The 13,647-nt window shown below is 63.3% G+C and carries 10 protein-coding genes; 5 read left to right on the top strand and 5 right to left on the bottom strand.

Features of this window, described 5'->3' with window-relative positions; translation table 11 throughout:
• Nucleotides 1-54 precede the first annotated feature (54 nt).
• On the top strand, nucleotides 55-855 hold the full coding sequence (locus ACN5AZ_RS03590; RefSeq protein ID WP_419427486.1) for an ABC transporter ATP-binding protein: 801 nt from the start codon (nucleotides 55-57) through the stop codon (nucleotides 853-855).
• 5 nt (nucleotides 856-860) lie between these two features.
• A complete protein-coding gene (locus ACN5AZ_RS03585; protein ID WP_419427978.1) occupies nucleotides 861-2,114 on the top strand; it encodes an ABC transporter permease in 1,254 nt (417 codons plus the stop codon).
• Between the two features lie 70 nt (nucleotides 2,115-2,184).
• On the opposite strand, the gene ACN5AZ_RS03580 is transcribed toward ACN5AZ_RS03585, so the two are convergent.
• The 4 genes from ACN5AZ_RS03580 to ACN5AZ_RS03565 form a co-directional block, all read right to left on the bottom strand.
• Nucleotides 2,185-2,916: a sulfite exporter TauE/SafE family protein gene (locus tag ACN5AZ_RS03580; protein WP_419427485.1), complete on the bottom strand. Its 732-nt coding sequence runs from the start codon at nucleotides 2,914-2,916 to the stop codon at nucleotides 2,185-2,187.
• A 4-nt stretch (nucleotides 2,917-2,920) separates the two neighbouring features.
• Nucleotides 2,921-4,411: an aldehyde dehydrogenase family protein gene (locus ACN5AZ_RS03575; protein ID WP_419427484.1), complete on the bottom strand. Its 1,491-nt coding sequence runs from the start codon at nucleotides 4,409-4,411 to the stop codon at nucleotides 2,921-2,923.
• 111 nt (nucleotides 4,412-4,522) lie between these two features.
• Entirely contained in the window at nucleotides 4,523-6,958 is a 2,436-nt protein-coding gene (locus tag ACN5AZ_RS03570) for a GcvT family protein (RefSeq protein ID WP_419427483.1), read from the bottom strand.
• Between the two features lie 126 nt (nucleotides 6,959-7,084).
• Nucleotides 7,085-8,053, bottom strand: coding sequence for a LysR family transcriptional regulator (locus ACN5AZ_RS03565; protein WP_419427482.1), 969 nt, complete (start codon nucleotides 8,051-8,053; stop codon nucleotides 7,085-7,087).
• Nucleotides 8,054-8,204: 151 nt separating this feature from the next.
• Between ACN5AZ_RS03565 and ACN5AZ_RS03560 the strand changes: the two genes are divergently transcribed.
• On the top strand, nucleotides 8,205-9,365 hold the full coding sequence (locus ACN5AZ_RS03560) for an RsmB/NOP family class I SAM-dependent RNA methyltransferase (protein WP_419427481.1): 1,161 nt from the start codon (nucleotides 8,205-8,207) through the stop codon (nucleotides 9,363-9,365).
• Nucleotides 9,366-9,482: 117 nt separating this feature from the next.
• Entirely contained in the window at nucleotides 9,483-11,780 is a 2,298-nt protein-coding gene (locus ACN5AZ_RS03555; protein ID WP_419427480.1) for an ATP-binding protein, read from the top strand.
• 2 nt (nucleotides 11,781-11,782) lie between these two features.
• Here the strand turns inward: ACN5AZ_RS03555 and ACN5AZ_RS03550 are convergent, their stop codons facing one another.
• Nucleotides 11,783-12,379 (bottom strand): gamma-glutamyl kinase, encoded by a 597-nt coding sequence (locus ACN5AZ_RS03550; RefSeq protein ID WP_419427479.1) that lies wholly within the window; start codon nucleotides 12,377-12,379, stop codon nucleotides 11,783-11,785.
• A gap of 176 nt (nucleotides 12,380-12,555) precedes the next feature.
• On the opposite strand from ACN5AZ_RS03550, the gene recA reads away from it, so the two are divergent.
• The gene (recA, locus tag ACN5AZ_RS03545; RefSeq protein ID WP_419427478.1) at nucleotides 12,556-13,629 is read left to right on the top strand and encodes a recombinase RecA; all 1,074 of its coding nucleotides are present in this window, start codon (nucleotides 12,556-12,558) and stop codon (nucleotides 13,627-13,629) included.
• Nucleotides 13,630-13,647 lie beyond the last annotated feature (18 nt).

Genomic DNA, 13,647 nt, shown 5'->3' with positions numbered 1-13,647 from the left:
TGCGGGGGCAGGGCGGTCTGCCCCCGCGTCTGAATTCGAAAGGAACGCAGGATCATGGCCTTTCTGAGCATCGACAATCTGTCCATGCGGTTCGATCTGCCCAAGGGCGGGCATGTGCAGGCTTTGCAGGATGTCTCGCTCGACATCGGCAAGGGCGAGCTTTTGTCCGTTCTGGGGCCGTCGGGCTGCGGGAAATCCACGCTGCTGAACATTCTTGCAGGGTTTCTGGCGCAGACCTCTGGCGGGGTGACGCTGAATGGTGCGCCGGTGACGGGGCCGGGGCCTGAAAGGGGCATGGTGTTCCAGAAAGGCGCGCTGTTTGAATGGATGAGCGTGCGCCGCAACGTGGAATTCGGCCCGCGTATGAAGGGCCTGCCCGAGACGGAGCGCAACACCATCGTGGAAAACCTGCTTGATACCGTGGGGTTGCACGCCTTCAAGGACAAGGCGGTCTACGAGCTGTCGGGCGGCATGCAGCAGCGCGTGGCACTGGCGCGCTGTCTGGCAAACGATCCCGACGTGATCTTGATGGATGAACCCTTGGGCGCGCTGGACGCGCTGACCCGCGAAAAGATGCAAGGTCTGGTGCTGAACCTGTGGAAGAAGACCGGCAAGACGATCATCCTGATCACCCACTCGGTGGACGAGGCGCTTTTGCTGGGCGAACGGCTGCTGGTGATGGCCCCGCGCCCCGGTCGCATCCACAAGGAATACCGCCTGCCGTTTGCAGAACGCGCGGTGGGGGCGGACCTGCGCACGGTCAAGGATGATCCGGCCTTTGGTCAGACCAAGGCAGAGATCCTTGGCATGATCTGGGAAATGGAAGAGCAAATCATGAGCGGAGCCGAGACATGAGCGGTCTGATCATTCTGGTTGTCTATATCGCGCTGTTTGCCGGTGCCGCCATGGCGGTCACGCTGGTCCGGCGGTCGATGGAAAAGGTCACCGATTTCCGGTCCCTGAAGACGGTCACCTTTGGCGACGAAAGCGCGGTCGTGCCGGACCGTTGGGCCTCGATCATCTCGGTCGTGGTGGTGTTTCTGGTGTGGGGCGCCTTCACCGGATCGAAACTGGTGCCGGTCCATGTGCCCGGACCCTATACCGGCACGACCTCCTTTGACTATGTGGCCGAGGCACCCGACGGCACGCGCGCCGATGCGACCGTGACGGTTCTGGTGCATGAAACCGGCGCGGATGTGGACACCCCCGAGGCCGCGCCAAACGACAGCTTTGCCCAGAACGACACGGCCACCGTGGCTGCGTGGCGCTCCAAGCTGATCAGCGCGCAGCGCAACGATGGCGAGGATGCGCAGATCGTATTGGTGGCCGGTCAGGACATCGCCCCCGGCGATACCGTCAAGGTGCCTAATGGCGAGGTTACGATGACCGCCAAAGGGTCGTTGAATTTTACCCCTGCCGGCGGCCTGCAGATGGAGCCGATCTGGATGCCCCCGCCCGAGGATGTGGCCGCCCGTTTCTTCGAGATCGCGCGTGACGGCTATCAGAACGTGTCGCTTTGGGAGCATGTGGGCTGGTCGCTGTGGCGCGTGCTTGCGGGCTTTGTTCTGGGGTCGATGATCGGCATTCCGCTGGGCTATGCCATGGGGCTGTCCGGTTGGGCACGCGGCTGGTTTGATCCCATCGTCGAATTCATGCGCCCCGTGCCGCCCCTGGCGTTGATCCCGCTGGTCATCATCTGGTTCGGCATCGGCGAGCAGGGCAAGATCGTGCTGCTGTTCCTTGCCGCGCTGTGGGTCATGATTATTGCTGCGCGGGCCGGTGTGTCCGGCGTCAACATCACCAAGGTGCACGCCGCCTATTCGCTGGGCGCGTCGAAATGGCAGGTGCTGCGCCATGTGATCGTGCCGAACTCTCTGCCGGAGATCTTCACCGGTGCGCGTGTGGCCATGGGCGTCTGTTGGGGCACGGTTGTCGCGGCGGAACTGGTCGCCGCCGAAAAGGGCGCGGGCAAGATGATCGTCGCGGCCTCTAAATTTCAGGCCACCGATATTGTGATCATGGGTATCGTGATTATCGGCCTGATCGGCTTTGCTATCGATATCGTCATGCGCAAGGCCGAAGGATGGCTGGTGCCGTGGAAAGGCAAGTCCTGACCTGATCCAACGACTGAAACACTAACGGCGCCTCGCTCGTTCGGGGCGCCGTTTTTCATGTCGTAGGGGGTTACAGCAGGCCGCCGAGCCCTTTGACGCCGGTCAGGATTGCAGACAGGAACAACACCCCAAGCGCCGCGCTGCGGTAGTGGCCATCACCAAGGCGGCGAAACAACAAGGTGCCCGCCCATGTACCCGCCAGCATCAGCGGATACATCGCCGCCGCCTGCCACAGCATCGCCCATGACAGCACATCCGCCCCAAGCGCCAGAGACGCCAGGGCAATGCTGGCAGTGAAGGCAAAGAACAGCAGTAGGGAGGCGCGGCTGGTGGCCTTGTCCGCGCCGCGTCCCAGAAAATAGGCCACCGCAGGCGGTCCCGGCATTGCGGCCAGTCCGCCCAGCAGTCCGGCGATGCCACCGGCGGCGATGGCGGGGATGCGCCCCTCGGGGATGCGCAGCTTGGCCAGCAGGGCAAACAGGCCCAGCAGCACGACGACGGCAATGGCCAGCCGCATCACATCCGCGTCCAGCCGTGTGGCGAAATAGGCCCCCAGTGGCGTGCAGACGATCGCGCCCGCACACAACAGCCCCAAGGCGCGGCGGTCCAGATGCCGCCAGTTGGCCACCACATCGGTGGGGGCGGCGGCGATCTGCAACATCTGGGCAAGGATGACCGCTTGCAGCGGCGGGACGCTCAGCGAATAGAACGGAACGGCCGCAAGGGCGAAACCGAACCCGGTCACGCCCCGCAGAAAACCCGCCGCGAGGGTCGCGGCGGCCAGCACTGTCAGATCGGTCATGCGATCAGTCGAAGTTCATGACGATGGTTTTGGACCGGGTGAAATGTTCCACCATTGCCTCGAGAGAGGCCTCTTTGCCCTGACCGGAGCGCCCGAAGCCGCCATAGGACACATTGGGCTGGATGGTCAGGTTCTGGTTGACCTGCACATAGCCCGCATTCAGCCGCGCCGTGCTGTCGAGCGCGACGGACAGGCTGCGGGTCCAGACCGAAGCGGCCAGCCCGTAGTGGGTGGAGTTGGCCAGCGCCAGCACGCCTTCGTAATCCGACCAGCCCTGCACCACGGCCACGGGGCCAAAGATCTCTTCCATGACGCAGGGGTGATCGTCGGGCAGATCGGTCAGGATGGTGGGCTGCACGTAAAGCTCGGGGGACAGCGCCGCATCGTCGGGTAGGCTGCCAAAGCGCAAGACCTGTGCGCCCTCGGTGGCCTCTGCCATGGCGACGTAGCGGTTGATCGTGGCGACCTGACGGGCGTTGATGATGGTGCCGACGTCGGTGGCCTCATCCAGCGGATCACCGATTTTCAGATCGTTCAGAGCGGCGGCGAGCTTGTCCATAAAGGCCGCTTTGAGGCTGTCATGCACATAGATGCGGCTGGCGGCGGTACAGCTTTGCCCCTGACGGGTGAACCGCATCCCCGAGATAGCTCCGGCCACCGCCTTGTCGAGATCGGCATCCTCGCAGATGATCATGGGCGATTTGCCCCCCAGCTCCAGCGAGACGGGAATGATGCGGCCCGCGCCGATGGTGTTGATGGTCTCGCCCACGGCCTCGGATCCGGTGAAGGTGATCTTGGACACATCCGCATTGCGGGTCAGCGCGTCGCCACAGACCGCGCCGGTGCCGTTGACCACGTTCAGCACGCCCTGCGGCAGGTGCTTCATCATCAATTCGGCCATCAGATAGGTGGCAAAGGGGGCCTCTTCGGAGGATTTCACCACCACGGTGTTGCCTGCGACCAGCGCGGGCCCGACCTTCAGCGCGAAAAGCACCAGCGGCACGTTCCACGGCACGATGGCCGCAACCACGCCCAGCGGCTCGCGCGTGGTCATGGTCAGCATACGCGGGTTGTAGGGCACGGTCTGGCCCTTCAGCTCGGACCCCAGCCCGCCATAGAATTCGACGATATCGGCAGCCACCGCCACCTCGCCGCGGCATTCGGTGCGGATTGCCTTGCCGGTCTCGCGGGCCAGAACCTGTGCGATCAGCTCTGCCTGATCGGCCACGGCACGTGCGGCGGCGGCCACCTGTTTGCCGCGATCGCGCGCGGGCACCTGCGCCCACGCGATCTGGGCCTTGCGGGCGGCTGTGACGGCGGCGTCGGTCTCTGCCGCGTTGCTGGCTGCGGCCTGTCCCAGCGTCGCGCCGGTGGCGGGGTTGATGACATCCAGCACTGCTTGCGTCGCGACCCGCTGCCCTGCGATCAGGTTGACGCCCTTGTAGGCGGTAAAGACATCTTCGGGGGTGATGAAGTTTGCACTGTGGTGCGTCATGGCAAAGACCTTTGAATCAGGAGGGCGCTGACAAGGGTATAAGGCCAGACGACCTCCGACGCGTAGGGCCAGAAGTCGTCTTCTTTATATCCAGATGTGATGCGTGGAGGGTTAGCTGCGCATGCGACTGTGATCGGGGTCAAAGGGGCTGGGGTCAATCACCTGTGCTGCGATCTGTTGGCCCAGAATATCCACTGTCAGGCGGCTGCCCGTCTCCGCAATCTCCGGCGTGACAAAGGCATAGGCCAGGTTCAGCCCTGTGCGGTGTCCCCAATCGCCCGAGGTCACGGTGCCCACGATGGCGTCCCTGTTCCGCACAGAAGCACCGCCCTGCGCGGGGGCATCGGTGGTGTCAATGCGCAGGCAGACCAGTTTGCGGCGCAGGCCCGTGGCATGCTGCGCCTGAAGCGCGGCCTTGCCGATGAAATCGCCCTTGTCCATCTTCACAAAACGGTCGAGGCCGGTCTCGAACGGGGTGAATTCTGTCAGAATGTCCGCCTTCCAGTGCAGGAAGCCCTTTTCCATCCGCATGGAGTCGACCGCCCGCGCGCCGAACAGTGTCAGCCCGTGGGCCTCACCCGCTTTGCGCATGGCAAGATAGGCGGCATAGAGGCTTTGGTTCGGGACATGGATTTCATAGGCAAGTTCCCCGGAAAAGCTGACGCCCAGCACGGTCGCCGGGGCTATGCCGATATGACATTCGCGCACCGACAGCCACGGGAAGGCTGCGCGGGACCAGTCGCCGCGCGCTGCCGCCTGCAACACGTCACGCGATTTGGGACCGGCGAGCACAAGGATGGTGTGCGTGTTGGTGAGCGACCGGATCTGCACGTCCTCGTCGGGAAGGACATGCTGTGTCAGCCAGTCCATATCGTGATACTCTGACGCGGCTGCCGATCCGTACCAGACGCGGGCCGGACCACGGTCCGAGGCGGGCAGGTTGGCCAGCGTGGCCTCTCCCTTCAGCCCACCGTGATGGTTGAGCAGATAGGCCAGACCAACGCGGCCTTCCTTTGTCGGGATACGCCCGCAGGTCATGCGATCCAGAAAGCTGTGCACATCGCGGCCTGTAAGCTCGAAGCGGTTGAACCCCGACACTTCGGTCATGCCGACGCCGGTGCTGACATGCGCGACCTCTGCGGCGGTGAGGGCATGCACTTCGTTAAAGCGAAAGCCCAGTGTTTCGGTGAAGTCGGGGGTGGGGGCGATGTAGTCCAGACGTTCCCAACCGTTGACCGTGCCGAAATGTGCGCCCTCGGCAGCAAGAACCGGCGTCAGCGGGGTGGTTTTCATCGGGCGACCGGCAGGGCGGTGTTCGTGGGGGAAGTGAAAGCGGAATTCGTTCTGGTAGTCTTCGATCGCCTTCAGCGCGGTCAGTTCCACGGAGGCATGTCCGGTAAAGCGGCGGGGGTCGATGACCCATGTGTCATACTCGGCCTCGCCATGCACGATCTGCTGCGCCAGCAACCAGCCGTGGCCGCCGCCTTCGCCCAGTCCTGCGCGTAGACCGATGATGCAAAAGGCGTTGCGTTTGCCCGGGATCGGCCCCACCAGCGGCGCGCCATCAATTGTGTAGGTGATCGGCCCGTTCACGATAGACCGGATGCCGGTTTCCATCAGCACCGGCATCCGCGCAAACGCGCCTTCGAGCACATCCGTCACTCGGTCCAGATCATCGGGGCACAGGTCATTGGTGAATTTCGGATCGATCCCGTCCATGCCCCATGTGCGACAGTCCTGTTCGTAGAATCCCAACAGCAGGCCGCCCTTTTCCTGACGGCTGTAGTAATCGCTGATGGGGCAGCGCAGCAGCGGGATGCGGTGGCCGGCCTCCGCGATGGCGGGGATGTCTTCGGTCAGGAAATACTGATGCTCCATCGAGGCGACAGGGTGCTGCACCCCCATCATTGCGCCGATCTCGTTGCAGCGGTAGCCGCCTGCGTTGACCACGATCTCGGCTTTGACGTCACCTTTTTCGGTGTGCACGGTCCATGTGTGATCGGCATGCTGGGTCAGCCCGGTGACGGGCGTGTGGCGGTTGACCTCGGCCCCGGCCAGACGCGCACGGCGGGCCAGCGCCTGACATAGCTGGGCGGGATCGATATGCCCGTCGGAGGGGTCCCACAGGCCGCCGAGCAGATTGTCGGTGCTGATCAGCGGGTGACGGCGGGCGCATTCTTCGGCATCGATGACCTCGAAATCGACGCCCATGCCTGCGGCGACCGAGGCAAAATGGCGGTAGCCGTCCATCTGTTCAGGGGTGTTGGCCAGACGGATGCCGCCATCGCCGTGATTGTAGCCCACGGGGTAGTCGGGATCGTCCCGCAGCTCTTTGTACAGCTTGATGGAATGGCTTTTCAGGCCGATCATCGTCTGGGTCATGCCAAAGTTGGTGACCTGCGCGGCCGAATGCCACGTGGTGCCGGAGGTCAGCTCGTCACGCTCGATCAGCATGACATCGGCCCAGCCCTCTTGGGTGAGGTGGTACAGCGCAGAGCAGCCCGCGATGCCGCCCCCGATGATGACTACTCTGGCCTGATCGCGCATCTGTTTCTCCTTGCGGCTGCGGGTCTCTTTGACGGCAGGACAAACAGCAGGGGGGTGACTGTCTATTCGGGAGGGATCGGTTTCGATAAAATCGAAACTGAGCTTGCCAGTCTGGCAAGGGGGCGGTCAGGGAACGTCGTCTTGCACAACGAATGAGCGCGCCAGCCAGGGGTAGAGTTCATGAGACGGGCCGGTGATGGTGTGTGCAATACGGTCGCGCAGCAGATCGGCCAGCGCGCTTGCGACCTCTGGGTCTACATCGGCGCGGGTCATCAAGACAATCCGTCGCCGGATCAGCGGCAGCGGCAGGGGGGCGAGGTGGACGTGTCCCGCGTCGCGTGCTGCGCGCAGATGCCCCAGTGCGGGGATGATGGACCACCCGTCGCCGTTGCCCACGACCGCGAGGATCATCTGCACCGTGTCAAAGGTCAGCCTTTGGGGCAGCGTGATCTTGTTGCGGGACAAATGCGCCTCGATCTGGCGGGCAATGCGGTGTTCTGGCGTAAAGCGCAGGAACGGCAGATCCGGGGGTGTCGCCAGATCAGGCAGGCCCATGCGGTGGCTGTCGGGCAGGGCCAAGACAAAGGGATCTAACAGAATGGGATAGCTGACAATATCATCGGGCAGCGGGTCGGGCAGGGTGGCGATGGCAATATCCAAGGTGCCGCGACGCAGCAGGTCCGGGGCGGTGTGGCTGAACACATTGCTGATTGACAGATTGGCCTGCGGCATGCGCCCTGCCAGCGTGACTGCCAGATCGGGGGCAAGCGTGCCTTCGAAATCCTCGATCAGGCCAATGCGCAGAGACCGTGCGCCCAGCAGGCCGACCACCATGGTCTCTGTCGTGGCGCGGCGCAGATGACGCAGACCCAGTGTGAGGTGGTGCAGCGTCTCGCGCCCCTCGCGGGTCAGGGTAAAGGGCCGCGTCGAGCGGTCCAGCAGCCGCGCGCCCAACGCCTCTTCAAGGCGCGAGACATGGTGCGAGACGGCCGAAATGGATTGCCCCAATTCCGTGGCCGCCGCCTGTACAGAGCCGTGAAAGGCCACGCGCTCGAAGGCCTCCAGCACTTGAAGCGAAAGTTTGGGCAGGGGCATCGCGCGCCTTTTCTTTGCGGGTTTTTCGAAACTGTCCCACGGGTGGCGTGGTCTGTCAAATGTGCGGCTCTTGCGGCTGGGGCGCGGGCGGGGGTAGAGACAGGGCAGACCCATGCGGGGTGATGGCAGGAACGCGACAAGGGGCCAAAAAATGACACCAGCAGCACGGGTACAGGCGGCAATTGATATCCTGAACCGGATCCAGTCGGGGGAGGCTGCGGAGAAGGCGCTGACCTCATGGGGGCGGCGGTCGCGTTTTGCCGGATCAAAGGACCGCGCCGCGATCCGCGATCATGTCTTTGACGTGCTGCGCATGTGGCGGTCGACGGCGGCGCTTGGGGGGGCAGAAAGCGGGCGTGGCCGAATGATCGGCCTGCTGCGCGCGCAGGGGCAGGATGTGGCCGAGCTGTTCACCGGTCAGGGTCATGCGCCCGCGCCCCTGTCCGAGGCCGAGACGCAAGCGGGCCATACCCCCGAGGGCGCCGAGGCGATGGATTTGCCGGATTGGCTGGCGGAGCGGTTCACGCAGGATCTGGCGGATGCGGCAGAGGCCACGGCAGAAGCGCTAAAGACCCGCGCGCCGGTGTTCTTGCGGGTCAATCTGTTGAAAGCGGATGTGACGCGGGCGCAGGCGCAGCTCGCCGCCGAAGGGATAGAGACGCGCAGCCACCCGCTCTCGCCCACCGCGTTAGAGGTGTTGAGCGGCGCGCGGGGCGTGGCGCGCAGCGACAGCTTTGCCGCCGGTCTGGTGGAACTGCAGGATGCGGCCAGTCAGGCGGTGGTCGATGCCATCGTGATGGACGCCCCCGCGCGCATCCTGGATTACTGCGCGGGCGGCGGTGGCAAGACGCTGGCCTTGGCCGCGCGCGCACCGCAGGCCGAGCTGCACGCCCATGACGCCGATCCCCGCCGGATGAGCGATCTGCCCCAACGGGCGGCACGGGCGGGTGTGTCGGTGCGCTGTGTCGATGCGCCCGAGGGGGCATATGACGTGGTGATGGCGGATGTGCCGTGTTCTGGCAGCGGGGCATGGCGGCGCGCTCCAGAGGGCAAGTGGCTGCTGACCCCGCAGCGCCTGTCAGAGCTGAACCGTATCCAGAGCGAGATCCTGAACACCTGCGCCGGGTACGTCGCACCGGGGGGCTGTCTGGCCTTTGCCACCTGTTCTGTGCTGCGCTGTGAAAACGAGGACCGGCTTGCGCAATTCCTGACGGATCACCCCGACTGGCGCGCGGCAACCCAGCGCCGGTTCCTGCCGGCGGACGGGGGCGACGGGTTCTTTGTCGCCTGTGTGGTCAAACCTCAGGGTTGATTTGTTGTCACGCATGAGGTGATCCTTGATCCGAGCCGGTCTGGCTTCGGGTCCATTAACGGGGTCTTAACCAAGTTACGGTTCGATGCCGCGGTAAGTCGCAAGAGTGAGGGCCCCGTGCGTGACATCGCTGTGCTAGATTGGAAACCGCAAACACGGCTGTCTTCGGTTTTTGGTGTCTGCGCGCTGGTGGCGGGGGCGGCGGGGTGTTTTCTGGCAGCGCAAGTGGTGGACAGCCGCATGGCCGAGATCACGGCATTGGCGGCCACCGGTGCATTGGGGGCCGCAGCCCTGTTCTGGCTGGCAGGCGAAGTCATGGTGACCCGCCGCACCAGTGCGCGGGTGGCACAATTTGCCGAACTGATCGAACCGGAACCTGCGTTCAGTTTTATCTGTGACCCCGAGGGGTGCATTCTGGCGGCCAATGCCATGGCGCGGGAACGGTTCTCTCCCATGATGGGGGCACGTCTGGCCGAGGTTCTGGGCGATGTCTTCGCCTCGGCCGAGGGGGTGTTGTACCGCATTCAGCACAGGGCCGTGCATGAGGGCGCGGCCTGCGAGGATATTACCAGCCATGCCGAAGGCTTTCGCGTCTTTGCCCGCGCTGTGGATGGCGGCGTTGTGGTGTGGCGTCTCGAGACACGGCCCGGCGCGGGATTGCAGACGGTGGTGGATCAGGCGGTTGTGTCGGTCGAACGCAACGGAGCCATCATATATATGAACGCACAGGCGCGCGCGTTGTTGGGACGCCCCGTGCGCAAGCTTGATGAGATCATCGACGATCTGCCGTTACGCCCCGGCAGCGTCCATCGGCTGACCACAACGGGCGAAAGCCTGCGCAAGGTTTTAGTGCAGGCCTCTGATCTGGGAGCTGGCCGACAAGAGGTGATGCTGTCCCTGATCGAAGAGCCTCCGGCCAAGCCCGAGGCGACGGAATCCTTTGACGGTCTGCCGGTGCCCTTGCTCAAGGTCACGCCAGAGGGGCAGATCCTGAACGCCAATCCCGAAGCGCGTCGTCTTCTGGACCTGCCGACAGGGCAGAACGGTCATATCGCAGAGCATATGGAGGGGCTGGGCCGCCCTTTACAGGACTGGCTGCAAGAGGCCGCCGAGGGGCGCGGGCTGCACCGGTCGGAGTTTTTGCGCCTGACCCGGCCTGACAGCGAGGTCTTTGTGCAGGTGACGCTGAAGCGGACACAAGAGGGGGGGCAGACCCACCTGATTGCCGTGCTCAACGACGCGACCGAGCTGAAGACGCTGGAGGCGCAATTTGTCCAAAGCCAGAAGATGCAGGCCATCGGCCAATTGGCGGGCGGCGTGGCGCATGATTTCAACAACCTGCTGACGGCCATTTCCGGCCATTGCGATCTGCTGTTGTTGCGGCACGACCAAGGCGATCCGGAATATGCGGATCTGGTCCAGATCAACCAGAACGCCAACCGTGCGGCCTCGCTGGTCGGACAGCTTCTGGCGTTCTCGCGCAAGCAGACTTTGCAGCCCGAGACGCTGGATTTGCGCGACACCCTGTCGGAACTGACGCATCTGCTGAACCGGCTGGTGGGCGAACGTGTGCGTTTGACCCTGCGCCATGATCCGGTGTTGCCTGCGGTGCGCGGGGACCGGCGCCAGTTGGAACAGGTTCTGATGAACCTTGTGGTGAATGCGCGCGACGCCATGCCCGACGGTGGCGAGATCGTGGTCGAGACCGAGCGGCGCGTTCTGCGTGAGGCGATGAAACGGGATCGCGCCATTGTCGCACCGGGCACCTATGTGTCCGTGCGGGTGGTTGATGAGGGGACCGGCATCCCCGCAGACAAGCTGCAAAAGGTGTTCGAGCCGTTTTTCACCACCAAACGCCCCGGCGAGGGGACGGGCCTTGGGCTGTCGACGGTTTACGGCATCGTCAAACAGACCGGCGGTTTTATCTTTGTCGACAGTGTGATGGGGCAGGGGACCTGTTTCACGCTGCTGCTGCCGGCCTACGAGGCTCCGGCAGAATCCGCGGTGCAGATCGCCAAGTCCCAGGACCCGCAGGATCTGTTGCAAAAAAGCGGTGGTGTGGTGTTGTTGGTCGAGGACGAGGCCCCCGTACGCGCCTTTGCGGCCCGCGCCCTGCGGCTGCGCGGCTATACAGTGATCGAGGCCGATACCGCCGAGACGGCGCTGGAAACGCTGGAGGATCGCGCGCTCGACGTGGATCTGTTTGTGACCGATGTGGTCATGCCGGGGATGGATGGGCCTTCGTGGGTGCGCAAAGCGCGCGAAGACCGCCCCGACACCCGCGTGGTGTTTGTGTCAGGCTATGCGGAGGATGCTTTCGGCGAAGGGTCCGAGGAAATCCCGAATTCGGTATTTCTTCCCAAACCGTTCTCGCTGGCTGAACTGACTGAAACGGTGAACCGTCAGCTGTCCTGAGGCTACCGCGCGCGCTCCCACGTGGCGAAATCTTCGGCGCAGTAATCGTGCAACAGGGCGCGGGTGTCTGCAGACAGCTCCAGATCGCCACGATGCGGCGAGACGTTTTCGCGCGGCAGGTCGATCGTACAGCCCAACCGCTGTTCCAGAAACGCCAGCAACCCCGCTTGGTTTTCGTATTTGAACAGGTGGCTGACAGACACCCCGTTGGGGCGGGGTTCGACGAATTTGGCCTGACTGCCCACATTGGCAAAGGGCGGGCGGTCATCGCTGGCATAGGCACGGCAGAAGGCGTCAAAGCTCATGCCGCGAGTGGAGGTGCGCTTGCCTTCCAGAAATCCACGCTGGCGGTAGCGGTACCATGACCCCAGCCACGACACAGGTTCGCGGATCACCGCGAGCAGCTCCAGATCTTCGCCCCCGACCTTTTCGAACATGGGCCGAAAGAAGCGGTTGTAGCGATAGACAGGGGCGTGTTTCAGCTCCGGCGGGTCATTGACCACCATCGAGGCCTGATCGGCAAGCGCGACTGCATAGGCGGATGTTCCGGTTTTGGGCACGGCCAGCATCACCAGCCGCTGTTTCCAGAATACCAACATCGCTTACAAACCCCTGCAATTTCTCAATCTTCTTTTAACCATCCGATGCAAGGATCGGGAAGGAAAGATTTTACTTGAAATGTTCTTAATTTGTACTCATCTTGCGTGAGAACAAGATGCGAACAAAAGCAGCGATTGCCGCTCTTTCGTCCGTATGAAATAAGGAGCCAACCGCAATGGCAACGGCAGATCTTCTGAGCATGGACAACAAGAAAAACGCTGACAAGCAAAAGGCGCTCGACAGCGCGCTGGCCCAGATCGAACGTCAGTTCGGCAAGGGGTCCATCATGAAGCTGGGCGGCGAAAACGCCATCCGCGATATCGAGGCGACCTCGACCGGCTCTCTGGGCCTCGACATCGCCTTGGGAATCGGCGGTTTGCCCAAGGGGCGGATCATCGAAATCTACGGCCCTGAATCCTCGGGTAAGACGACTTTGACGCTGCATTGCGTGGCTGAAGAGCAGAAAAAGGGCGGCGTCTGCGCCTTTGTCGACGCGGAACACGCGCTGGACCCGCAGTATGCCAAAAAGCTGGGCGTCGATCTGGACGAGCTTTTGATCTCGCAGCCCGACACCGGCGAACAGGCGTTGGAAATCACCGATACGCTGGTGCGTTCCGGCGCGGTTAGCATGGTGATTGTCGACTCCGTTGCTGCGCTGACACCCAAGTCCGAGCTTGAGGGCGACATGGGCGACAGCAATGTGGGCGTGCAGGCCCGCCTGATGAGCCAGGCGATGCGCAAGCTGACAGGCTCCATCGCGCGGTCCAACTGCATGGTGATTTTCATCAACCAGATCCGGATGAAAATCGGCGTGATGTTCGGCTCTCCCGAGACCACGACCGGCGGTAACGCGCTAAAATTCTACTCGTCCGTCCGTCTCGACATTCGCCGCATCGGCGCAATCAAGGACCGCGACGAAGTGGTGGGCAACCAGACCCGCGTCAAGGTCGTCAAGAACAAGGTCTCGCCGCCGTTCAAGCAGGTGGAATTCGACATCATGTATGGCGAAGGCATCTCGAAAATGGGCGAGCTGCTGGATCTGGGCGTGAAGGCCGGTGTCGTGGACAAATCCGGCGCGTGGTACTCCTACGGGGACGAGCGCATCGGTCAGGGCCGCGAGAACGCCAAGACCTATCTGCGGGAAAACAAGCGCGTGGCGCTGGAGATCGAGGATAAGATCCGTGCCGCCCACGGTCTGGAATTCGATATGCCCAAGGATGATCCCGATCTGGTCGACGACGACGAATGATTCGTCGCGACGGGCGCC

This window comes from Sagittula sp. SSi028 (assembly GCF_048553715.1).
Taxonomy (GTDB): Bacteria; Pseudomonadota; Alphaproteobacteria; order Rhodobacterales; family Rhodobacteraceae; genus Sagittula.
The sequence above is the reverse complement of the archived record's forward strand: the minus strand, read 5'-3'. Positions and strand labels throughout refer to the sequence as shown.